This window comes from Flavobacterium sp. LC2016-13 (genome assembly GCF_009707955.1).
In the GTDB taxonomy this organism is placed as follows: Bacteria; Bacteroidota; Bacteroidia; order Flavobacteriales; family Flavobacteriaceae; genus Flavobacterium.
In genome coordinates, this window is record NZ_WMDQ01000001.1 from 417,965 (window position 1) to 444,286 (window position 26,322).

The 26,322-nt window shown below is 35.9% G+C and carries 9 protein-coding genes; 1 reads left to right on the top strand and 8 read right to left on the bottom strand.

Annotation, left to right across the window (positions count from 1 at the left end):
* Nucleotides 1-47: 47 nt before the first annotated feature.
* The 5 genes from sprA to GKZ86_RS25555 all read right to left on the bottom strand — a co-directional run bounded on the left by sprA (nucleotide 48) and on the right by GKZ86_RS25555 (nucleotide 11,259).
* Nucleotides 48-7,289: a cell surface protein SprA gene (gene sprA / locus GKZ86_RS01925; RefSeq protein WP_154781441.1), complete on the bottom strand. Its 7,242-nt coding sequence runs from the start codon at nucleotides 7,287-7,289 to the stop codon at nucleotides 48-50.
* Nucleotides 7,290-7,312: 23 nt separating this feature from the next.
* The gene (ruvA, locus tag GKZ86_RS01930) at nucleotides 7,313-7,894 is read right to left on the bottom strand and encodes a Holliday junction branch migration protein RuvA (RefSeq protein ID WP_154781442.1); all 582 of its coding nucleotides are present in this window, start codon (nucleotides 7,892-7,894) and stop codon (nucleotides 7,313-7,315) included.
* A 77-nt stretch (nucleotides 7,895-7,971) separates the two neighbouring features.
* Complete coding sequence (locus GKZ86_RS01935) at nucleotides 7,972-10,263, bottom strand: NADP-dependent malic enzyme (RefSeq protein WP_154781443.1); 2,292 nt, start codon at nucleotides 10,261-10,263, stop codon at nucleotides 7,972-7,974.
* A gap of 157 nt (nucleotides 10,264-10,420) precedes the next feature.
* On the bottom strand, nucleotides 10,421-10,846 hold the full coding sequence (locus tag GKZ86_RS01940) for a CBS domain-containing protein (protein WP_059117988.1): 426 nt from the start codon (nucleotides 10,844-10,846) through the stop codon (nucleotides 10,421-10,423).
* Nucleotides 10,847-11,040: 194 nt separating this feature from the next.
* Nucleotides 11,041-11,259 (bottom strand): helix-turn-helix transcriptional regulator, encoded by a 219-nt coding sequence (locus tag GKZ86_RS25555; RefSeq protein ID WP_194632572.1) that lies wholly within the window; start codon nucleotides 11,257-11,259, stop codon nucleotides 11,041-11,043.
* A 131-nt stretch (nucleotides 11,260-11,390) separates the two neighbouring features.
* On the opposite strand from GKZ86_RS25555, the gene GKZ86_RS01950 reads away from it, so the two are divergent.
* Nucleotides 11,391-11,732, top strand: a complete 342-nt coding sequence (locus tag GKZ86_RS01950; protein ID WP_154781445.1) for a hypothetical protein — start codon at nucleotides 11,391-11,393, stop codon at nucleotides 11,730-11,732.
* A gap of 57 nt (nucleotides 11,733-11,789) precedes the next feature.
* Here GKZ86_RS01950 and GKZ86_RS01955 read toward each other — a convergent pair whose 3' ends face one another.
* From GKZ86_RS01955 to GKZ86_RS01965, 3 genes are read right to left on the bottom strand one after another with little or no spacing between them, the layout of a single operon-like run.
* Nucleotides 11,790-13,796, bottom strand: a complete 2,007-nt coding sequence (locus GKZ86_RS01955; protein WP_154781446.1) for an OmpA family protein — start codon at nucleotides 13,794-13,796, stop codon at nucleotides 11,790-11,792.
* 10 nt (nucleotides 13,797-13,806) lie between these two features.
* On the bottom strand, nucleotides 13,807-14,718 hold the full coding sequence (locus GKZ86_RS01960; RefSeq protein ID WP_154781447.1) for a type IX secretion system membrane protein PorP/SprF: 912 nt from the start codon (nucleotides 14,716-14,718) through the stop codon (nucleotides 13,807-13,809).
* Nucleotides 14,719-14,761: 43 nt separating this feature from the next.
* On the bottom strand, nucleotides 14,762-26,167 hold the full coding sequence (locus GKZ86_RS01965) for a gliding motility-associated C-terminal domain-containing protein (protein ID WP_154781448.1): 11,406 nt from the start codon (nucleotides 26,165-26,167) through the stop codon (nucleotides 14,762-14,764).
* Nucleotides 26,168-26,322 lie beyond the last annotated feature (155 nt).

Consider the following 26,322-nt stretch of genomic DNA (forward strand, 5'->3'; position numbering starts at 1 on the left):
CACAAATGTAATAATCTTCTAATGAAATCTAGTTTAGAAACCTAAAATTAATTTCCGAAATTATATCGAAGTGTAAACCCTGAGCGAATATTTGTTAACGGAAACGATGTTGAAATTACCGCTTTCGAGAATGAGTGATCGTAATAAAATATAGCCGTTAAGTTTTTACTAAATGAATAATCTGCTGTCACTTTTAGCGACCATATATTTTGTCCTGCAGCTAACTGATTATTATCATAATCCAAATAACGAACTAACGTTTGATTATTTCTCATAGAGAAATCTGCTTTTATATTGATATCACTTTTAATAATTCCTGTTGGACTATCAGCAAGCCTCGATGAGAAAATAACATCTTTAAAACGATATCCTAATCCTACAACATATTCGATTCCTTTTACTTCTGTCAATAAATTATTATCAAAACTCATTGATAATGCTCTGTCTTTTTTGATTTCTGTTAGCAATCTTAAAGAACTCTTTAATTCGAAATCTACTCGAATAAGCGGACTAAATTGCTCTACCAAATTGACATTTGACATGATCGTTTTGTTGTAAAAATTATAATTTACATCTTGATTTTCCCCAGTTGTTAAAGCCTTATCATAATCAAAATTAGACCTGAACTGATTAATTGTATATGATGCTCTGTAATTATGCTGTAAAGAGAAACGCTTGAATTTATCCTTAAAGAATTTATAACGCATTAAACCATTATATTTTATACTCCAGTTTGGAATAGGAAAACTTTTAAAGATTCCTGTCGAAGCCCCGGAAGCATCACTTCCTGAATAAGCTGCTAAAAACGACGGTAATAAAACGGCCTGATTACTTTTTCCGTACCCAATAGGATATCCTGCATTTGATGTATAAATATCTCTTTTGTTTTTATCCGGATCGTTGTTAGGATCTACAGGAGGCGCGGGAATTGGATTTGCCGCATCTCCATATCTCGGAATTGCATCTGCTGAACCATAATAACTTTCAGCTAAACGATTCGCAATAATCAAACGGTTGTTTCTAAAATCATCAAAAGCAGCAGACTGCGTTTCGTTACTTGTAGAAAATGCTGTTTTAATTAATACAGTCGAAATCGAAAACATTCCATACGTATAAGGCGATTGTGCTTCATATACCCCATTTTCAACCTTATATTGCTCAGATGAATTTTCAGAATACGAACGATCCATCGTTAAATCTATTTTCAAATCAGGAAACAAATCTATATTCGTCGTTACTTTTAAAAGCTTATTAGTTACTTGTGTAAAGTTCTGATTAAACTCTTGATAATCTGTCAACCATCCGTTTTTAGCTGCTTCATAACGTACATCATCCTGGCTTCCGAATATAAAACCTAATGTCGGTTTAGATGTTCCTAAGAAACCAACACTTGGTGTGTATCCAGGTAATACCGTTCCGCTATTTTTTGTATAATTAACCTGAATGTTTTTAACGCTAGTCAAAACACCAATTAAACCATCATAAAACGGGCTATTGTTAACAACCGGTTTTGTTGCTGTATTTACAATTTTCTCTCCTGGTTTTGGCGGTGCAACAACTTTAGGTTTTGCAGGTTTTTTCCCCCCCGGCACCAAACCTAAATACTTATACAACATATTCATATTAAAAGTTGTAGTCAACGTATTTGAGTTAGCATTTTGAATTGTATTTCCTAAATTGTATTCAGTACCTGTAGTTTCATCAACAAATTCAGAAAATGCAGTTGACGAACGTTGCCAGCTATAATCTGCCGTATATGAATAACTTGCTTTTACAAAACTAAGCACCGGAATTTTATTGATTGGAATATCATAATTCAACACTAATTGTTGTATGTGTTGATTTGGTGTTCCGATATCAAAATAATCATCCCAGATATTGAAGTCTTCTTTTGGCGAATTATCATCATTTAAAAAGTTTCGAACAATATTATTTGACGCTGCTGTATAGTTTAATTTTAGTGATTTTGTTAAGTTGTAACCAAATCCATATTGATAATTAAAAGCAAAATTTCGTCTGTAAAGCGGATCAAGCCCAATTCCCTGAACCTCAACTTCTCTATATTGCTGACGGTTGCTTTGTCTTAAAATATTAGTATTAAACGTGATATTAGAAGGCAAATAATTAAAATTAAAGTCACTTAACAATTTCCAATAATCACTTTTTTTCATGAATTTGGTTTGTTTAAAAGGAACTACTTCTTTAGGCTGAAAAGTATAAGCATAATTTACTGCTGTATTTGACTGCTCATCTTCGTAACTTTCTACTTCATAATCATGGCGTTCAACCTGGTTGTATGATTGAGAAACTGTTAAGTTTTCAACATCATAAATATGCTGTTTTTGCTCAGGAGCCCTGTCTTTTCTTACGCCAATAAAGTTGATGCTTTTTCTTTTTGTGTAATCTATAGCACGCGTTCTGATATTATCTTTTTCAGCCTGATCTGTTGTTTCTCTTAATAACTGATCTAGTTTTATATCCTGATTAAAAGGATCATATTCCGGCGTGATAACCTCTTCTCCGATAGCATAATTAAACGGCAAATTGATTCCCCATTTTTTCGGAAGCAGTTTTCCTAAATTTAAATTGGTAACAATATTATATTGCTGAATATCTTCACGGTCTCTTTCATTTGCACCTTGCTCTAATGATCCAAAACCAATGGTACTCTTTTTACCTGATGCAGAAATAGTAGCGAAATCAGCCATATTTGTATCGATATTCAATATCGCAGCCATACCGCCTTTGTTATCCATATCAGACATACGAAGTTCGTTAAACCAAACCTCTCCTTTTATATCTTTATGATCTGCCCTGCTTTTTACTCCGACCATTAAGTTTCTCACTAAACCAAAATTAGGATTTCCTTTTATACCTAATCTTAATCTGGTATCACCATCTCCTCCTTCTACATCACCATCGTCGTCTGGATAATATACTCCGTTAATATCTCTTTTTGCAGAGTTAATGTCAAGAGGCATTGCCTTAATTTTCATTTTGGTCAATAAATCAAGTGCTAAATCTATATCATTATCTTCCATCCACACCTGATCAGGACTTATGGCACATGATCCTCCGGTTCTGGTTACTTTTAAAGGAATCTCGACTTGGTAAAAGTTTTGAGTAAAATCATTTCCAAAACGAATAAATCCAACCATTTCATCGTCTAATAATGTACTTTCATTTGGCAAAGATTCAGCATGCAAAAACATTTTAAGTTTTTTGTACTGACGCATGTCAACACTCACATTTTTAAATACTGCTCTTGAATCCTGATATTGTAAACCGGCACCACCAACTCGTACTGCTAAAGCTTGCTCATTTTGATTTATAACTGTGTTATTATTGTACAACTGCTCTCTTTGTACTCCTGGAGGAATTACATAGTTTACAGGACATTTTGTACCGTTTTCCTGAATATTAACTGCTGCAACATCAAATTCTGTATTATCGTCATCCGGATTTGTATCATTTGCATCCAGTGAGCTTGTATATCTTCTCCACTCACCTCTTACAAGGTCTAAAGCTCCAAAACGAACAGTCATCTGATCATTAAAACCTGTCATAAACATACGCATGAATCGAATAGATCTAAAATCTGTTATGTTTCCAATTGTGTTTTGTGGTTGCGAAACAGGAATTTTAAACTGAATCCATCTTGCATTTGTTGTCGTTCCGTTTGGCAATTCAACATTAGATACTTCACGAATATCCGTAATATAATTTTGACCAACTTGCATTCCTGGCTTAAGATCAATGCTGTATTCGTAATATGCATTAATCGTATTCATTGTATTATCACGATTGATATCTTCAACATCCGGCAATGTTGTAGATCCACGATTCGGGTCGTCAATACTAACAGCAGAGTTTCCTTCTAAACCATTATATTTTTTATAACGCTCCAGAACTCCTCCTTCGGTATTTAAATAATACGTATAATCATCTGCAGCCGGATCCGCTTCTCCTGCATAATTGTTATAAACAGATCCTTCTCTTGAGTTTGGCAATCCATCTAAACCAACATCCTGATTTCTTCGATTATCAGCATTCGTATCAAATGCATAAATTAAAGATTGTGATGCCGGAACGTCTCCCCAAAGTGGTTGCGGATTTACCATTACCTGATCCGGGCCTAATCCGTTTTCATATTGTTTTCTTCCATCTTTCAGGACATCTTCAGAGACTTCACCTAAATTGAAATAGATTTTACCGGTATTATTTGTTTGCGCTTCTCCATTTCCTACATACGGGTCAAGTACCCAAAACTGGATATATTCTACATTTCCCTGCTCAAAATTGGTTGAATTTAAAGCACGCATAATTCCACCAAAATTTGAAGTTACAGGATCTGTACTAAAACTTGGATTATTATTGTATGGTCCTCTTTCAGAAGGATAATAACTTAAGTCTAACGTATTGATAACTTGTATTTGTCCTTGTGCAATATCTGTATTCGGATACAATTCTTTACTATAAACCCTTCTTGTTGTATTTAACGACAAATCGTCGTTTGAAATACCGGATGGTTTTGAAGAATAAAAAACAGGATCAATAGTATACCAAGCTAATTTTGATCTTTTAAAACCGTAAGATAAGGTACTTGAATTGGCATTAAAAGTATTATCATTGATCGAATTTATAAACGGCGTAGAAGCTAAGCTCCAGGCATAAGCCGAACGCATATCTATAGTAGATTGTGATCCTTCAAAGTCATCAATATAAATTGTTGGTTCGCCTTCAAAATCACTTGCTTTTGGAGCATCGGGTTTCAAGAAAGCTACTTCTCCACGAATCGAAAGATTAGAAGGAACATCCGTATCTATATTTGGTAATTTATTTACTAATCGTGTAAAGAATGGAACTTCTGTTGCGTAGTTTCCGTTAAAACCGAAAATTGTATTATTTACTGATTCCTGACCGTAACTTGATTTTTGAGTAAATGGCTTTTCAGTCATTTTTAAATAAGTACCTCCAATTACAAAATTATCAGAAATTTTATGCTCAATGTTGAAGCCCATGAATCTTCTGGTTTGTTGCCCGAAGATTGAATTATTTTCTAACGAAACTTCAATTGGTGTATTTGAAGCCTGAAGTGAAGGATCAAGAATCTGAACTCTTCCTAATTGATAATCGACACTATAATCGATACCTTCCATAAGTTTTCTTCCTGCCGCGGTAACTACAACTGAACCTTGCGGTACATTGAATGCACCAATTGGAATACCATTACTTCCTGATGATTTATACTTTCCGCGTAATAAAAATTTATTTTTATCACTGTCTTGTAAAGCTCCGGATTGTGTGTTTCTATACATGTTTCTAAACACGTATTTTTGTTGATTGGCATTATAGGTATTAGGATCTTTATAATTTTCTGCTGAACCTGTATTTTGTAATTTCTTAAATAAAAGTTCTCCAAAAGGTTCTTTGGTCGTGAAAATAATTCGTGCGTTTTGAACGTCTACCGTTACTCCCGGAATATAATCAAAGAAACCATCACCACCACCTTGCGGATCATTATTGTAATTTAATCTGTCTAAGTTAAATACATTCAATAATGGGGTTTGCTCGACTTTGTTATCTGCAGTTGGATTAGAAGGAAAACTAGTTCCTGTAACCGGGCTAATATAATTTATTGGTGAAGGATCTGTATAAAGAATATTTAATCTAAAATCGTCTTGTTTTATTTGATAAGCTTGTGGAATTTGATAGACGTTTTTCATCATCAGGTTCCAAACAGGAGTATTAACGTTTGTTAAACTGCTTTTTAGCATTTTTAAAATCAAACTTTGTGTAATAATAGCCTGATTAGATGTGTTATTTCCTGTTACAATAGTACCATCAACTCCATCACTACCAAATTCTCCAACCTGATACACTTCGTTTCCAACCGTATATTCGTATGCAACTGCTAAAATTTCGTCATTTGCTAAACGTTGCTGCAAAGAGATGTATCCCAATTGTGAGTTAAAAGTATATTCGTTTGAGGTTAATTTCCTGGCATTTTCAAGAACCGAATAATCAGTTCCTTCACTTACTGTTGCGCTGTTAAAACCAGATTTTGCCGTTACAATTTCTCTAATATTTTGATTTAAAAATGATCCTCCCTGCCCAATTGCTTTAGGATCATATTTATTATTCTTATTATCTGTTGGTGAATCAATCGGAACATTAAAAAATCCTGTGGTAGGGTTTACTACTACAAGTTCATTCTCAGGAACTCTGGTTAATTGGCCTTCTCCTAAATCCTGAAGTCCGATAATGTTTCGTAAATTATTATTTGTAGTGCTTACTCTGTTTTGCTTATTGGTTACCCAAACTTCTAATCTTGTAATTTGAACGCGGCTTCTAATTAATGGATAACCTACTAACGATTCATCATACTTGTCTCTAAAGTATTGAGATAAGAAGAAGTGCCTGTCGTTATCATAGTCTAAAGCATATAAATCAAAATTCTGAACCGTTCCGCCACCTTCTGCAACTATACTCTTTGTTTGGGATTTTTGTTCTGAGAAAACTCCGGTAATCGTTGTTCTTCCAAATTGTAATTGTGTTTTTACACCAAATAAGCTCTGAGCCCCACGAATTAGGGAACTATTTAAAGGCATACTAACGTTACCAACTTCTACTTTTTGAATAATATCATCTTCAGAAGGCGTATAGGCTAGTTTAAAGAGGTTTTGAAATGCAAATGTAGATTGTGTATCGTAATTTGCGTTTACTTCTAGTCGGGTACCTACTTTACCCATTAAACTCATACTAATACGCTGGTCAAAATCAAAAGTAAGACTTGACCTGTTTCTTGGAGAAAATGAAGGATTATCTTGTTTTGTATATCGAATACCTAAGTCCATTTCTACGGATCCTGTAGGTTTTACGTCGATTGTATTACTTCCGAAAACACTTTCAAAAAGACTTGAATTTATGTAATATCTCGGCAATAAATCTTTCTTAGCTGCTTCACTGCCAGACTTTTTACCATCGATCGCATCTGATTTTTTTCTGAAATAATCTCTTCTGGATTCTTTCAAAACTAAATCTTCGTACTCTTTTGGGGTTAAAACAATTGGATAGTCGATAGAAAAACCATCAACAGAATTTGTATAGATGTATCGATCTGTTGCCGGATCGTATTTATAAGCCGAAAGTATGCTTGGTGGATTTTCCAACTCAACTTTACCTACAGAAAACTGAGTTTTAGTTGTATCTTGAACTGCTGGATTTACTTGTGCCCGCAAAACATTACCGCAAAATAAAACCAGTAAAAAAATACAAATTTTACGCATACAATTCGTTTATGTTAATTGAGTTATAAACTTTTTAAGGCTTTTTTGATGATTGTTTCAACGGTCGCTTCTGGATCTTCTTTAACAATCTTTTCGACTACTTTTTCAGAAGTTTTTCGAATAAATCCTAAAACTTCCAAAGCAGATAACGCTTCATCTCGATTTGTATTGTTTTGAACTACTGAAACTTCGTCCAAATCGTACAACTTTAACACTTTTTCTTTCAAATCAAGTATAACTCTCTGTGCTGTTTTGTTTCCAATTCCTTTAATAGATTGAATAACTCCTACATCTCCGGAGGCAATAGCGTTTATGATTTGTCTTGGTTCTATTGAAGATAACATTGTTCTGGCAATATTAGCCCCAATTCCAGAGACGGATAATAACATTCTGAATATTTCTCTTTCTGATTTTTCTGCAAAACCAAATAATGTATGCGCATCTTCTTTGATTTGAAGATGCGTATACAATTTTATAAAATCAGCATTTGGAAGAAGAGAAAAGGTATGTAAAGAGATATTTACCTGATATCCAACTCCGTTACAGTCTATTACAACTTCTGTAGGATTTTTCTCAACTAACTTTCCTTGCAAATGTGCTATCATATTTATATTTTATTGCAGCAAATATAACAAAAATGCAATAAAAATAAGACAATTTTATTTGATCCTTACAAGAAATGCTATTTTGCTAATTTATTTTTTTTATTTTCTTTTTCCTGCGCATCAATAACAGCAATTGCCGCCATATTTACCATTTCTTCAACACTTGCTCCTAATTGAAAAATGTGAACCGGTTTACCCATTCCCATCATAATAGGACCAATAGAACTTACTTTATACAATTCTTTCAATAATTTATAAGTAATGTTTGCTGATTCTAAGTTAGCAAAAATCAATGTATTAACTTTTTTACCTGCTAATTTAGAAAAAGGAAATTTCTCTTGTAGCATTTCAGGATTTAAAGCAAAATCGGCCTGAATTTCTCCATCAACAATCATTTCAGGATGGTTTTTATGTAAATAAGCTACAGCTTCTCTTACTTTTGACGCTCCAGGACTTGTAGATGAACCAAAGTTTGAAAATGAAACCATTGCAATAACAGGCTCAACACCAAACATTTTTGCTGTTTTAGCAGTCATAATTGCAATATTTACTAAATCTTCTGAAGAAGGATTTATATTGATTGCAGTATCTGATAAAAACATTGGGCCACGAGAGGTTAACATCATGTTTGCTGTTGCAACAAGTGATGCTCCGTGTGCTTTTTCAATTAATTGTAACATTGGTTTCACCACACTTGGATAACTTCTTGTATGACCTGTTACCAAAGCATCTGCTTCGCCTTCGTTTACCATCATTGCCGCAAAATAGTTTCTTTCGCGCATGTATTTTTGAGCATCCAGTAATGAAACGCCTCTTCTTTCTCTTGTTTCCCAGTATGAAGTTGCAAATCTGTTACGTCTTGCTTCTTCTTCGTTTGTTTTAGGATCAATGATTTCAAGATCAGCATCAAAACCTAATTCGGCTTTTAGTTCTAAAATAACTTCTTTGTTTCCTAATAAAATTGGAAAACCAATACCGTCTTCATGAACAATTTGTGCTGCTTTTAAAACATTTAATTGATCAGCTTCTGCAAAAACAATTCGTTTTGGGTCCATTTTAGCACGGTTTGTAATCAAACGCACCATTTTATTATCGTTACCCATACGTTCGCGAAGCACATCTTCATAAGCTGCCCAGTCTGTAATAGGATTTTTTGCTACACCGGATTCCATTGCTGCTTTTGCAACTGCAGGTGCTACAATTGTAATCAATCTAGGATCAAATGGTTTAGGTATAATATATTCCTGACCAAAACCTAATTTTGTTGCACCGTAAGCTACGTTAACCTGCTCCGGAACTGGCTCTTTTGCCAAAATAGCTAACGCTTTTACAGCAGCCATTTTCATTGCTTCGTTAATTTTCGTAGCACGAACGTCTAGCGCTCCTCTAAAAATATATGGAAAACCTAAAACGTTGTTAACCTGATTAGGAAAGTCTGAACGTCCTGTAGCCATAATAACATCTTTACGAGTTTCTACAGCTAAATTATAATCGATTTCCGGATTTGGATTTGCCATTGCAAAAACAATCGGATTATTTTTCATTGTTAATAACATTGCTGGCGAAAGGATATCTCCTGAAGATAAACCTATAAAAACGTCAGCTCCGTTTACAGCTTCTGCCAAATCAATTTTAGGACCGTCAATTGCATATTTCAATTGCAAATCTGATAGTGAAGGATTATCTTTTGTTAAAAGTCCTTTACTATTAAACATTAAAATATTTTCTACTTTAACACCTAGCAAAACATATAAATCAGTACAAGCTATTGCAGCCGAACCTGCTCCAGAAACTACTACTTTTACATCTTCTGCTTTTTTTCCTGCCAATTCAAGCGCGTTGATTAAAGCTGCAGAAGAAATAATTGCTGTTCCGTGCTGATCATCGTGCATTACCGGAATATCTAATTCTTCTACCAGTCTTCTTTCGATTTCAAAAGATTCCGGTGCTTTAATGTCTTCTAAATTTATTCCTCCAAAAGTTGGAGCAATATTTTTTACGGTCTGAATAAATTCTTCAATATCCTTTGTTCCTATTTCGATGTCAAAAACATCAATATCAGAGAATATTTTAAACAATAAACCTTTACCTTCCATAACTGGTTTAGATGCTTCGGGACCAATGTCTCCAAGGCCTAAAACAGCTGTACCGTTTGATATAACGGCAACTAGATTTCCTTTTGCTGTATATTTATAAACATCATCGATGTTTGCTGCAATTTCTAAACATGGTTCTGCAACACCTGGCGAATAAGCCAAAGAAAGATCTCTTTGGGTTGCGTATTTTTTTGTTGGAACTACCTGAATTTTTCCTGGAGTTGGCTCTGAATGATACAGTAACGCCTCTTTTCTTTTACTCTCTTTGTTCATTGTTTTTAGCTTTTATTCGAGCTTACAAAGATATAAGTCTTGGTTTAAAATGGCGTGTTTTTATAGCTTTCTTTTGTTAAAAAGAAAATTGAGGCGAATCAAAAAAAAAGCCCAACACAATATTGGGCTCTGTTTTTTTACTATTTTTTTGATTTGTTTATTGCGAAATATAAGAATTTAAGTGGTTAATAGTGTCTTTTTGAATTTCTATAATAGCCTTAACCACATCGCTAATAGAAATAATTCCAACTACAATTTCATTGTCTAAAACCGGTAAATGCCTAATACGTTTTGTACTCATAAGCTCCATACAATCTTCGATATTGTTTGACAGATTTACAGAGAAAACGGTACTTTCCATAATTTCGTGAACATAGGTTTCTTTAGACGATTTGTCTTTCAAAACAATTTTTCTGGCATAATCTCTTTCAGACAATATTCCTTTTAAACTGGTTCCGTCAATAACCAGAATTGCTCCAATGTTTTTTTCTCCCATTACTTTTAGGGCTTCATAAACAGTTGTTGTTGAACGTACCGAAAAAACATTTCTCCCTTTTGTGTTTAGTATTTGATCTACAGTCATATCTGAAAAATTTTAATAACTATAAAGTTAAAAAAAAATGTATATAAATGACATTTTTTAAGACCTAACGCATTCATTTTGAATATAATAAGTTAAATTTCGTTTTAAAGAAATTTTAATTTAAAAAAATGAATGAATTTTAAGACTTTTTTGCGAAGAATGCAGGGTTTTTGAGAATAGTGAAGATGTTTAAATTATTCAAAATCAAGTAACTCGTTTATTGATATTTCTAAACCTTTACATATTGCAAGCAGATATAAATAAGTAGGATTAAATTCACCCGCTTCAACTTTATGGATAGATTGCTGATCTTTAAGTATCAATAATCCCAATTTAGCTTGTGACAATCCTTTAGCACTCCTAAGCTCTTTAATCCGAGCACCTAATCGCTTTAATTCTTCTGACTTATCCACTGTTTTATATTTCAGACAATTTGCGTTTTCTATTTATTATTTTTAACATACTATAATATGTTATTTAAAGTTTTTCGTACATTTGATTTTAAAACATTAGACGAAAATATATAATTAAAAAAATCTTATTGATGGTTGAAAATGAAACTAAAAACTTAGAAAATCTACGAAAATTAACCGCTCGCTATTTTAACACATTAAATCCATCAAATGATAAAACCGGGACTTATACCGCTCAAATTAAGTTTGCAAATTATTTTGAGTTGGGTTGCGTTATTACCAATATGATAAAATTATGCATTTTGGCAGTAGATCAAGATTCGCATAAAATTTCAGATAAAAATTCATCTATTAATGTGTCACTTATTCTAGAAATGATTTTAGAAATGTTTCCTATGAATGAATTTGAACTATTAAGTGATATTAGCGAGATACTTATTGCAGATTATTCAAGTGTTAATAAAAAAGATTGAAAATAAAAAAGCTCTTTTCTTATTAGGGAAAAGAGCTTTTTGCATTAAAAATAGTATTTATAAGTAGGTAATTATAAATTCACTTCGTCTGTTCTTCATGTGTTCTTTCTCACTGCATTTTACACCGTCGGCACATTTATTTACCAATTGTGTTTCTCCATATCCTTTTGCCGTTAATCGGCTTTGATCAATTCCTTTTTGTACGAGCCAGTTTTTTGTTGATTCTGCTCTTTTCTCAGATAATACCATATTTTTTGAAGCTGTATCGCGAGAATCTGTATGCGAACGAATATCTAATTTTATAGTTGGATATTGTTTTAACATCGCAACAAGCTTTAATAATTGCGGCTCTGAAGTTTTTTTGATTGTTGCTTTACCTAAATCAAAAAAGTTCATTGGTAAATTAAGCAGTTTAGCCAAATCTGTTCCTACTGCCATTGGCTGAAGTTTTACAGTCTTTAATGTTGCTACTTTTACCATTATAGTTTTTGCTACTATTATTGGTTTGGCTTTCTTTTCTATAGCAATAGGTAAAGTTGTTTTTCCTGATAATTTTTTAATGGCTACCGAAACTTCTTTGATATCATAATCTGTTTTTGATGTTTTTATGAAGTACTTTTTACCGCATTTTACATTTGAAAAAACATAATTCCCTTTTGAATCCGAAACTACTTCTGTTGCTGTTAAACGACCTTCATCAAACAAAATTAAACTTACGTTTGGCAGCGGTTCGTTTGTCTCAGAATCTGTAATTGTTCCTGATAATTCTTGTTCGCAAATTAGTTTACGGAATTCTGTAAATCGATAAACATCATCAAGTCCGTGGCCGTTATCTCTATTTGAAGAGAAAAATCCGTTTCTGTTTTTACTATTGATAATAAAAGCAAAATCGTCTTGTTTACTATTGATTGGCTCACCAAGATTTTGAACTTCATCAAAAGAACCGTCTTTATTTATTTTTGAAACAAAAACATCAAGTCCGCCTAAACCCGGGCGGCCATCGCTTGCAAAATAAAGCTCGTTATCATCTGATATAAAAGGAAAAGTTTCTCTTCCTTCGGTATTGATTTCCGGACCTAAATTTTCGGGTTTACCAAAAGTTCCGTCTCCATTTACAGCGACTTTAAATAAATCTGAAAGCCCCAAAGTTCCGGGCATATCTGATGCAAAATATAATGTTTTTTCATCACTGCTTAATGATGGATGTGCAACGCTGTATTGATCGCTATTAAATGGAAGTTCTTCAACTTTATTCCATTTACCATCGATTAAAATAGCTCTGTATAGTTTTAATAATGTAACTCTATTTTCATTATGTCTTTTTTTACCATTTATAGAATTATTTCTGGTAAAATACATCGTTTTTCCATCTTTTGAGAAAACCGGTGTCGATTCATTGAAATTTACAATCAATTCGTTTTTATGAAAAAGTGTTGGCGTTCCGATGCTTCCATCCGCCATTAATTCAACTGAATATAAAGCCGAAATAGCTTTATTTGTCCATTTAAAACTCTTTTTAAATATACTTCCCGTATCTCTGGCAGATGTAAAAACTAATTTATTATCCAGAATGGTACTTCCGTAATCAGAATCTTTAGAATTGATTCCGGCATCGGCAATTTCATATCGGCCTGAATTTGTTTTAATGTCTTCGAGATAATTTCTGTATTTTTTGAATAAAATTGCTCTCTTATCTGAAGGTGTTTTTTGACTGAATTTTTCTAAAACTTCATCTGATTTGCTATAATCTCCTGCCGATTTTAAACATTGGGAATATCTGTAAAAATATTCTGCCTGCTGATTTTCATTAAATAAAAACAAATCTTTATAACATCTTAATGCTTCTGTAAATGCTCCGCTATAATAATACGAGTTACCAAGCCTTTGCAAAACATGTTCGTCTTTGTAACCTTTGTTTATTACATTTTCATATAATTTTATAGCATCGGCGTAAGCATAATTATCATACTTTTTATCAGCATTTTTTATGGTTGAAGTTTGCGCATTTGCATTTATAAAAAAACATATCAACAAAAGGGAATAAGCTAAATTTTTAATTTTCATATTTACTCTATTAAAAGAATCTTGGAGATGTCATTCTGTTATAATTATTGAAAAAATCGAAACGCAGGAAAATTTCATGAGATCCTGAATTGTATCTTCTTAAATTAGTCGTTTCATGGTCATAACCATAACCTATATATAGTCCGTTAGTAACTTGAAAACCTGCCATTGCACTTACTGATGCGCTCCAGCGATACGCAAGACCAACAACAAATTTATCGTTGAACATAAAATTACCCGAAACATCAACTTGTAAAGGCGCTCCTTCGACCATTTTTGTTAATACTGCCGGTTTGAATTTTATATATTCTAAATGATCTAAATTAAATACATAACCTGCCATAAAATAATAGTTGATTTTATCTTTAAAAATAGCAACATCATCATCGTTATAACGATTTGTCTGGATAAAATTAGGAACTGATAATCCTAAATATGCTTTATCTGAATGCCAATAAATTCCGGCTCCGACATTTGGTGTAAATTTATTTTTTAAATCCTGAAATTGCGGATCATCCTGATCTTCGTATGATAATTTATTTACATCAAGATTAAAAAGATTTGCTGTTCCTTTTATTCCGAAAGAAAGTTTGAATGATTCAGAAGTTGGAATACTATAAGATAAATCAGCCGACAATGTGTTTTCATTCGTTGGCCCGATTTTATCGTTTACCAAAGAAACGCCTAATCCTAATTTGCTATTATTTAAAGGTGTATTTACAGAAAAAGTACTTGTTACCGGCGCTCCGTCAAGTCCAACCCATTGTGTACGATATAACCCGAAAACGCTTAATACACCTCGCGAACCTGCATACGCCGGATTAATTTCGATCGTATTATACATGTATTGTGTAAATTGCGCGTCTTGCTGAGCTGAACACACAACTGAAAAAAACATAAAAACTAAAATTAATTTTTTCATAATAAGTTTTAAAATGGCTTAGTCAAACTAAGCCGTTTATTTTTTATTTATTGAGATATAAGTAGCCTGATTTTTCGTGTTGATTTGATTCGCTATCTCTGTATTTCAAGATGTAGAAATAAGTTCCAACCGGTAAACCTTCAGATTGTTTTACTGTTGTACGTCCCGCAGAAAAACCTCTAAAAGCTCTTTCTTCGTTGTTGTAATGATCAATATCAAATACTAATACTCCCCAACGATTATATATTTCAACTGTATTATCAGGATAACATTCTAATCCCTGAATATAGAATCTTTCGTTTTTACTATCTCCGTTTGGAGAAAACGCATTTAGAACATTAATTTGACAACCGTTTAGCGGTAAAACTGTTGGTTTATCTTCCAGGTTACTTCCGTTATCTGATTTATCTTCTACAAGAATTCCTTTTTCACTTCGTCCTTGTACAGTTGCCTGATTGCTTACGCTTCCAAAATTAATATCACTTTGTTTTATGGTGTATTTTGCCGTAAAAGTGTTTTCGTCTGATTCATTTACATCTAAATCTATCGCTTGTCCCGAAACAATAACTCCAGGTAAAGGATCTATGATTGTAATACCTTTTAATGGAACATTACCTGTATTTGTGATCTTGAATTTATAGGTAATTGTTTCACCTGCATTTGCAAATCCGCTTGCATTTTCATCATTAAAAGTTGCCGTTTTGATCACTGCAATTGCCGGAACTTCGACAAAAACATTCAGCGTTGCACTACTACAATTTGATGCACTTGCTTTTTCGCAAATTTGATAATTTAATGTGTAATGTCCGCCTGGTGTATTTGGTTTCACACTAATAGTTCCGTCAGAATTAAATTCAAAATAAGGACTTGCCGGTGTATTTGAAATTATAACATCTGTTGCATTAACCGGTAATCCGCTTAATGTATCGTTATCCAGAATGTTGATAAATTCTAATGAACCATTAATTCCGTCAACTGCAATTTCTCCATCATTATTGGCTACAATTACTTTATTTGGAGTAACCGGAACCACTGAATTTAACACTTTTACATTTACAACAGCCTGACTGCAATTAGATAAATGCAATGCATCGCAAATTTGATATGTAAGTTGATAATCTCCTGATGGTGTTCCTGGTTTTACATCGACAGAACCATTTGCATTTAAAATTAAATTAGCATTTGAAATTACTGTACTTAAAACTACATCTGCAGGATTAATTGTTAATCCGTTTAGTTTATCATTATCGAATACATTTGTTGATGTACTTGTTCCTTTACTAGCATCTATTGGTCCAGCTGTATCATCATTTGCTTTAATTGTAAAAGTTGGACTTGCATTACATTGCGGAGTTGCCGCCGGATAATTTACAGGAACACTAACTGTTGGGTTTAATGAAAACTCCATTGTAACTGCCGGTTTTGTGTTTTCAAATCCATCAGCACCTTCTGTCCATTGACCATTTGCCAATAACCATCCCGGCCAGTCTAATCCATTTCCGTCATTATCAATAATAGCACCCAGCCATAAAATATTTCCGCTTAATGGTAAATTGGTTTGAGTTGCTACTACATTATTATTACTGTCAATCCATTTAATTGTCAATAAATTATTTGGCGTAAAATTGTCAGGGACAACATTATAAGATACGTAAGGAACATTATTAGAACAATAACTGTTTGCCGTAACTGTCATTGTTGGTTCATCAACAGTTACTTCGATAGTTGCTGTGCTACAATTTGTAGGGTTTAGTTTTTCGCATATTTGATAAACTATTTCATAAGTTCCTCTTGGCGCATTTGCTCCTACTGTTACCGTTCCGTCAGGGTTTAATGTTAAAACCCCTTTTGGATCTGCTGTTACGATTGAAAGATTCAAATCTGCTGCAACAACTGGTAATCCATTGTTTTTATCATTATCAAAAACATTCACAACCGTTTGAGGCTGATTTATTCCAACAACTGATGGAACTGTATCCGGATTAGCTTTTAAATCTCCTGCCGTTACGATTACTTCGATAGTTGCTGTACTGCAATTTGTTGGGTTTAATTTTTCACAAATCTGGTATGTCAAATCGTAAGTTCCTGCTGGTGCATTTGCACCTACTGTTACTGTTCCATCAGGATTTAATGTTAAAACCCCTTTTGGATCTGCTGTTACGATTGATAAGTTTAAATCTGTTGAAACAACTGCTATTCCGTTATTGGTATCATTATCAAAAACATTCACAACCGTCTGTGGCTGATTTGTTGTGATAACTGAAGCAACTGTATCGGTATTGGCTTTTAAATCTCCCGCTGAAACAACTATCGTACTTTTCGCTGAATCGCAATTTGTTGGGTTTGTAATTTCACAGATGCTGTATTCTACTTCGTAATTTCCTGCCGGTGTGCCCGCAGGTACGCTTACCGTTCCGTCTGAATTTAAGGTAAATCCTGTTGGAACCGTGATTGGTGTTAATTTAACTTCGCCTGCACTTGTTCCAATTACTACCGGATTTCCGTTTAACGTGTCATTTAAAACCAATGATTCTGTTTTACCTCCAACATTTCCTCTTACTATCGTAGTTGTCGTTTCTGTTACCGCATCAATTCCAGGAGCCGTTACGGTTACTTCGATAGTTGCTGTACTGCAGTTGGTTGGGTTTAATTTTTCACAAATCTGATATGTCAAATCGTAAGTTCCTGCTGGTGCATTTGCGTCTACTGTTACTGTTCCGTCTGCATTTAATGTTAAAACTCCTTTTGGATCTGCCGTTACGATTGAAAGGTTCAAGTCTGCTGCAACAACTGCTGCTCCGTTATTGGTATCATTATCAAAAACATTCACAACCGTTTGTGGCTGATTTGTTGTGATAACTGAAGCAACTGTATCGGTATTGGCTTTTAAATCTCCTGCAGAAACTACAATCGTACTTTTTGCTGAATCGCAGTTCGTTGGGTTTGTAATTTCACAGATGCTGTATTCTAATTCGTAGTTTCCTGCAGGTGTTCCTGCCGGTACACTTACCGTTCCGTCCGCATTTAAGATAAATCCTGTTGGAACTGAAATTGGCGTTAATTTAACGTCTCCGTTTTGGGTTCCGATCACAACCGGATTTCCGTTTAATGTGTCATTTAAAACCAATGATTCTGTTTTACCTCCAACATTTCCTCTTACTATAGTGGCTGTCGTTTCCGTTACCGCATCAATTCTAGGAGCCGTTACGGTTACTTCGATAGTTGCTGTACTGCAGTTGGTTGGGTTTAATTTTTCACAGATTTGGTATGTCAAATCGTATGTTCCTGCTGGTGCGTTTGCGCCTACCGTTACTGTTCCGTCTGCATTTAATGTTAAAACTCCTTTTGGATCTGCCGTTACGATTGAAAGGTTCAGATCTGCTACAACAACTGCTGCTCCGTTATTGGTATCGTTATCAAAAACATTCACAACCGTTTGCGGCTGGTTTGTTGTGATAACCGAAGGAACTGTATCAGCATTCGCTTTTAAATCTCCTGCTGAAACTACAATCGTACTTTTTGCTGAATCGCAATTGGTTGGATTTGTGATCTCGCAGATGCTGTATTCTACTTCGTAGTTTCCTGCCGTTGTACCAGCCGGTACGCTTACCGTTCCGTCTGCATTTAACGTAAAGCCTGTTGGAACTGTGATTGGAGTCAATTTAACTTCTCCGTTTTGTGTTCCAATCACAACCGGATTTCCGTTTAACGTGTCATTTAAAACCAATGATTCTGTTTTACCTCCAACATTTCCTCTTACTATTGTTGATGTTGTTTCCGTAACTGCGTCGATTCCAGGAGCTGTTACTGTTACTTCGATAGTTGCTGTACTGCAGTTGGTTGGGTTTAATTTTTCACAAATCTGGTATGTCAAATCGTATGTTCCTGCTGGCGCATTTGCGCCTACCGTTACTGTTCCGTCTGTATTTAATGTTAAAACTCCTTTTGGATCTGCCGTTACGATTGAAAGGTTCAGGTCTGCTGCAACAACTGCTACTGCATTATTGGTATCATTATCAAAAACATTCACAACCGTCTGTGGCTGGTTTGTTGTGATAACCGATGGAACTGTATCAGCATTCGCTTTTAAATCTCCTGCCGATACAACTATCGTACTTTTTGCTGAATCGCAATTCGTTGGATTTGTAATTTCACAGATGCTGTATTCTACTTCGTAGTTTCCTGTAGGTGTTCCCGCTGGTACGCTTACCGTTCCGTCTGCATTCAAGGTAAATCCTGTTGGAACTGTAATAGCTGTTAATTTAACTTCGCCTGCACTTGTTCCGATGACAACCGGATTCCCGTTTAACGTATCATTTAAAACCAATGATTCTGTTTTTCCTCCTATATTTCCTCTTACTATCGTAGATGTTGTTTCTGTTACCGCATCAATTCCAGGAGCCGTTACGGTTACTTCGATAGTTGCTGTACTGCAGTTGGTTGGGTTTAATTTTTCACAAATTTGGTATGTCAAATCGTATGTTCCTGCTGGTGCGTTTGCGCCTACCGTTACGGTTCCGTCAGGGTTTAAGGTTAAAACTCCTTTTGGATCTGCTGTTACTATTGAAAGGCTCAGATCTGCTGCAACAACTGCTGCTCCGTTATTGGTATCGTTATCAAAAACATTTACAACCGTTTGTGGCTGATTTGTTGTGATAACTGAAGCAACTGTATCGGTATTGGCTTTTAAATCTCCTGCAGAAACTACAATCGTACTTTTTGCTGAATCGCAGTTCGTTGGGTTTGTAATTTCACAGATGCTGTATTCTACTTCGTAGTTTCCTGCAGGTGTTCCCGCTGCAACGGTTACTGTTCCGTTTGCATTCAGCGTTAATCTAATTGGAACTGTGATAGCCGTTAATTTTACCTGTCCTGCAGCCGTTCCGATTACAACCGGATTTCCGTTTAAGGTATCATTCGCTACTAACGTTGCCGTTGTACCTCCTGTGTTTCCGTTGATTGCCGGTGTTGTCGTTTCCGTTACTGCATCGATTACTGCTTCTCCAACAACTATTGTGCTTTTAACAGCGTCACAGTTTGTCGGGTTTGTTATTTCGCAGATGCTGTATTCTACTTCGTAGTTTCCTTTTGGGGTGTTGGCTGCAACGGTTACTGTTCCGTTTGCGTTCAGGGTTAATCCTGTTGGAACTGTAATAGCTGTTAATTTAACTTGTCCGCTTTGGGTTCCGATTACAACCGGGTTTCCGTTTAGGGTATCATTCGCTACTAACGTTGCCGTTGTACCGCCTGTGTTTCCGTTGATTGAAGTTGTCGTTTCCGTAACGGCATCGATTACTGCCTGATCCACAACCACGATACTTTTTGTTGTATCACAGTTTGTCGGGTTGGTAATCTCGCAGATGCTGTATTCTACTTCGTAGTTTCCTTTTGGTGTGTTCGCTGCAACTGTTACTGTTCCGTTTGCATTCAGCGTTAATCCTGTTGGAACTGTGATAGCCGTTAATTTTACCTGTCCTGCAGCTGTTCCAATCACAACCGGATTTCCGTCTAGGGTATCATTTGCTACTAACGTTGCCGTTGTACCGCCTGTGTTTCCGTTGATTGCCGGTGTTGTCGTTTCCGTTACGGCATCGATTATTGCCTGATCCACAACAATTGTGCTTTTAACAGCGTCACAGTTTGTTGGGTTGGTAATCTCACAGATGCTGTATTCTACTTCGTAATTTCCTTTTGGGGTATTTGGTGCAACTGTTACTGTTCCGTTTGCATTCAGCGTTAATCCTGTTGGAACTGTAATAGCCGTTAATTTAACTTGTCCGTTTTGGGTTCCGATTACAACCGGGTTTCCGTTCAGGGTATCATTGGCTACTAACGTTGCCGTTGTACCACCCGTGTTTCCGTTGATCGAAGTTGTTGTTTCCGTAACGGCATCGATTACTGCCTGATCCACAACCACGATACTTTTTGTTGTATCACAGTTTGTCGGGTTGGTAATCTCGCAGATGCTGTATTCTACTTCGTAGTTTCCTTTTGGTGTGTTCGCTGCAACTGTTACTGTTCCGTTTGCATTCAGCGTTAATCCTGTTGGAACTGTGATAGCCGTTAATTTAACTTGTCCGTTTTGGATTCCGATTACTACCGGATTTCCGTTTAAGGTATCATTGGCAACCAACGTTGCTGTTGTACCGCCTGTATTTCCGTTGATTGCCGGTGTTGTCGTTTCCGTTACGGCATCGATTATTGCCTGATCCACAACCACGATACTTTTTGTTGTATCACAGTTTGTCGGGTTGGTAATCTCACAGATGCTGTATTCTACTTCGTAGTTTCCTTTTGGTGTGTTCGCTGCAACTGTTACTGTTCCGTTTGCATTCAGCGTTAATCCTGTTGGAACTGTGATAGCCGTTAATTTAACTTGTCCGTTTTGGATTCCGATTACAACCGGGTTACCGTTCAGGGTATCATTCGCTACCAACGTTGCTGTTGTACCGCCTGTATTTCCGTTGATTGCCGGTGTTGTTGTTTCCGTAACCGCGTCGATTACTGCCTGATCCACAACCACGATACTTTTTGTTGTATCACAGTTTGTCGGGTTGGTAATCTCACAGATGCTGTATTCTACTTCGTAATTTCCTTTTGGTGTGTTCGCTGCAACTGTTACTGTTCCGTTTGCGTTCAGGGTTAATCCTGTTGGAACTGTAATCGCGGTCAATTTTACCTGTCCGTTTTGTGTTCCGATTACTACCGGATTTCCGTTCAGGGTATCATTGGCTACCAACGTTGCCGTTGTACCGCCTGTGTTTCCGTTGATTGAAGTTGTCATTTCCGTAACTGCGTCGATTACTGCTTCTTTTACAACCACGATACTTTTTACCTGATCACAGTTTGTCGGGTTAGTAATCTCGCAGATGCTGTATTCTACTTCATAGTTTCCTGCAGGTGTGTTTGGTGCAACTGTTACTGTTCCGTTTGCGTTCAGGGTTAATCCTGTTGGAACTGTAATCGCTGTTAATTTAACTTGTCCGTTTTGTGTTCCGATTACTACCGGATTTCCGTTTAGGGTATCATTCGCTACCAACGTTGCTGTTGTACCACCCGTGTTTCCGTTGATTGCCGGTGTTGTAGTTTCCGTAACGGCATCGATTACAGCTTCTCCAACAACTATTGTGCTTTTAACTGCATCACAGTTTGTCGGATTGGTAATCTCACAGATGCTGTATTCTACTTCGTAGTTTCCTTTTGGTGTGTTCGCTGCAACTGTTACTGTTCCGTTTGCGTTCAGCGTTAATCCTGTTGGAACTGTAATCGCGGTCAATTTTACCTGTCCGTTTTGTGTTCCGATTACTACCGGATTTCCGTTCAGGGTATCATTGGCTACCAACGTTGCCGTTGTACCTCCTGTGTTTCCGTTGATCGAAGTTGTTGTTTCCGTAACCGCATCGATTACTGCCTGATCCACAACTACGATACTTTTTGTTGTATCACAGTTTGTCGGGTTTGTAATCTCGCAGATGCTGTATTCTACTTCGTAATTTCCTTTTGGTGTGTTTGGTGCAACTGTTACCGTTCCGTTTGCGTTCAGGGTTAATCCTGTTGGAACTGTAATAGCTGTTAATTTAACTTGTCCTGCAGCGGTTCCGATCACAACAGGATTTCCGTTCAGGGTATCATTGGCAACCAACGTTGCCGTTGTACCGCCTGTATTTCCATTGATTGCCGGTGTTGTTGTTTCCGTAACGGCATCGATTACTGCCTGATCCACAACCACGATACTTTTTGTTGTATCACAGTTTGTCGGGTTTGTAATCTCGCAGATGCTGTATTCTACTTCGTAGTTTCCTTTTGGTGTATTTGGTGCAACTGTTACCGTTCCGTTTGCATTCAGCGTTAATCCTGTTGGAACTGTAATGGCAGTTAATTTAACTTGTCCTGCAGCGGTTCCAATCACAACCGGATTTCCGTCTAGGGTATCATTTGCTACTAACGTTGCTGTTGTACCGCCTGTGTTTCCGTTGATTGAAGTTGTTGTTTCCGTAACCGCGTCGATTACTGGCGCAACTACAGTTATTTTTACCGAAGCTGTGCTACAATTTGTAGGATTTATTTTTTCACAAATAGTATAATCAAAAGTATAATTTCCTGCTGGTGTTAATGCATTTACACTAACAGCTCCAGTGGTTGTATTAAAGTTTAAAACTGATGGTAAAGTACTTGCTAAAGTAATAGTTACATCATTTTCAATTACATTATTACAATTCAAACTGTCATTACTTAATACAGTTGAAACTGCTGTTCCGCCTGAATATCCATTAAAATTAGAAACAATATCATCATTTGCTTTTATTGGGCCTACTATTTTTACCGTTTGGGTACAAGTTTGCGTGTTTCCGGAATTATCCGTTACCGTCCATGTAACTGTGGTTACTCCGATAGGGAAAGTTGTTGGTGCATTATTGGTTACCGAAGCAACGCCACAATTGTCTGCCGTTGTTGGTGTTCCCAAAACAACGCCTGTTGCTGTACATGAATTGGCATCGGCCGCTTTGGTAACATTCGCAGGGCACGTAATTGTTGGTTTTTGTGTATCTGTAACGGTTACCGTTTGAGTACACGTTTGCGTGTTTCCTGAATTATCCGTTACCGTCCATGTAACTGTGGTTACTCCGATAGGGAAAGTTGTTGGTGCATTATTGGTTACCGAAGCAACGCCACAATTGTCTGCCGTTGTTGGTGTTCCCAAAACAACGCCTGTTGCTGTACATGAATTGGCATCGGCTGCTTTGGTAACATTCGCAGGACAAGTAATTGTTGGTTTTTGTGTATCGCTAACTTTAACTGTCGAAGCTGCCGAAGTGTTTTCACAAGTTGTTGTCGAATTTGTAACTTTAACTTTATAAGCTCCATCAGCCGTCACAACTAATGTCGATGCTGTTTGTCCGCTAATTACAATATTATCTTTATACCAAACATAAGCTGGAGAAGCTGCATTTGTAACAGCAGTCAAAGTAGTTGTAGCACATGCCGTTAATGTTCCTGTTATAGAAGCTGTCGGAGTTGGATTAACTGTTACGGTTCTTGTCGAAGTAGCATCTGCACAACCTCCGGTTCCTGTAACTCTATATGTAATTGTAACTGTTCCGGCAACAACTCCTGTAATTAGTCCACTTGAATTTACTGTGGCAATGGTTGCATCACTACTTGTCCATGTACCGCCTGAATTTCCATTTGATGTAAAAGTTGTTGTACCTGAAATACAAATGTTTTGTGTACCGGATAACGTTCCTGCATTTGGTGCAGTTGCAACCGTTACTACAACTGGTTTTATATCTGAACATCCAGCTGCAGTTGTGCCTTTTATATAATATGTTCCTGCAGTAGCAGCAGTTGGTGTACTGTAAGCAGTTGTAGCTGCAGCATCTGTCCAATAAGTAAATGTTAAACCAGAAGTACTACCTGCTGTAATTGCTGTAGCAGTAATATCAACTTTTGATGGAGCACATACTGATGCCGGATTAGTAATAACAACTGTTGGCAAAGGATTTGGAGTAGTCGAAACACTAGCTGAGTTATTTGCCGAATTAGTATCCGGAACTGAACTTGGTATTGCAGCTGTATTTGTATAAACTCCACTTGCATTTACTTTAGCAACAATTTTTAAAGTTGCCGAAATTCCACCATCTACATCGCCAATACTCCAGACTCCGGTTGTTGAATTATAAGTACCAACTGATGGTGTTGAACTAACAAATGTATAACCGGTAGGAAGTAAATCATTTACCGAAACTCCAGAGGCATTATTTGAACCAAGGTTACTTAGTTTCACTGTAAATTCTACATTTGATCCTACACATGGTGTTGCATTATCAACTGTTTTTGTAACTGCTAAATCAGTACATAAAGTAACTGATACAGGTTTTGATTGCGTTTGAGCTCCACATGTTAATGTTGAAGCTACTGAATAAGCACCAGTTTTAGTGGCTGTATATGTACTTGAATTTGCTCCGGAAATTGCCGTCCCATTCAAATACCATTGGTATGGAGCAAATCCTGATGGAGTTGTTAACATTGCAGAGCTATTTGTACATCCTCCTCCAGAAACATAAGTAAATGTTGGATCTTCAGGCTGAACAGCAAAATTAGAGAAAAAACCCGCCATAGAGAAACCTCCACCTTGTTGTACAATCGAAACTGTTAATTTGGCATCACTTGATATAGAAAGAATATCTGGACTTCCAATATTAGTATCTTCAAAATTTATCAAATACCAGCCGGTTGTTCCTAATTGATGACGTACTGCTACTCCAGATTTTGTCTCAATATCTACTCCATTTATATATACTTTTGAAGTAGCATCTTTTAAAAGAACATATCCAAAATATGGTAATGAACCTGTACCGTAATTTCTAAATTTTGCCGTTTCGATAAATTTAGATCCTCCACATTCAGAAACGGGAGCAATTGTAGAAATATCAACCTCACATGATTGTGCTGTACCTGAGTAAACGGCAACATTTTTATCTGCAGAAACTCTTGAAGCTGAAAAACTGGTATTAGAAACACCATTTTTAAATGTAAAAAAGTTTCCTGCTGTAGCTAAAACAGTTGTTGTTGTTGCTGTTAATGCTCCCGTTACAGAAAAAGTATTTACTGTAACAGTAGTATTATCTTTTGTTGCCACAACAGTAGTTTGTTCTGCCGTATCATTTCCTTTTCCTCTTTCAATAAAATATTCTGAACCTAAAACTGCCTCTGGAGGAACTTGATTATAAGCTCCATCTCCACAGCCACCAGGAGTATCAATCGCTGCAGACGTATTCATTACAGTAGGATTTGAAGACTGCACTAAAGTTCCTATTGCTGTTTTAAATAAGTAACTTTGTCCTGCATTTAATGTAGCTTTTACAACACCACCAATTGTAACAGTCGTACCATTAGTGATAGCCATAATGCTATAGATTGGACGTTGATCGCCATAATTGTTAAAATTCCCTAAAGAACCATCTCTGTAATATCCTACTCTAAATCTTACTCCAACTCCTGCATCTCCAAAACTTGTCAATGCGGCATTTCCTTTTATATCCTGATCTGTACCATCACCGCCTAAAGCATCAGAAGCTACATTTCGTAAATTGATCGATATCGGGCCAGTACCTGTAACGATCAATCCCGCCGCATTCAAAACTGTATCAAACGCAAATGCAGGTGCTGCACTAGGTAACCCCGCAAATCTATACACGGCAGGCGTTCCTTTTACAGCTGATAAAGTTGTTATTGCAGTACCATCACTTTTTGTTATAGTAATACTTACAGCAGTTGTAGAATTAGTTGCAATTACAATTTCATTTGCTTTACTAAAATACTGCCAAGGCGCAGGTGCAATATAATGCTTGTTATAAAATTGAGCTGAAGCATTATAGCTAACGAATAAAAATAAAATAAAAGAGATTAGTCTAAATAAATTAAACTTCCTAAAAGTAAAGTTACGCATACACAACTGTGATTTGAAAAATAAAAATATTGTAAACCAAAGAACCTATCTTGGTTTTCAGCATATAGGACAGATACGAAATAATAGTAAAAATGGATTTTGGAAATTTTATAAAAGTCTTTCTAAGATTTTTATAAAAATGACTCAGCGTACGG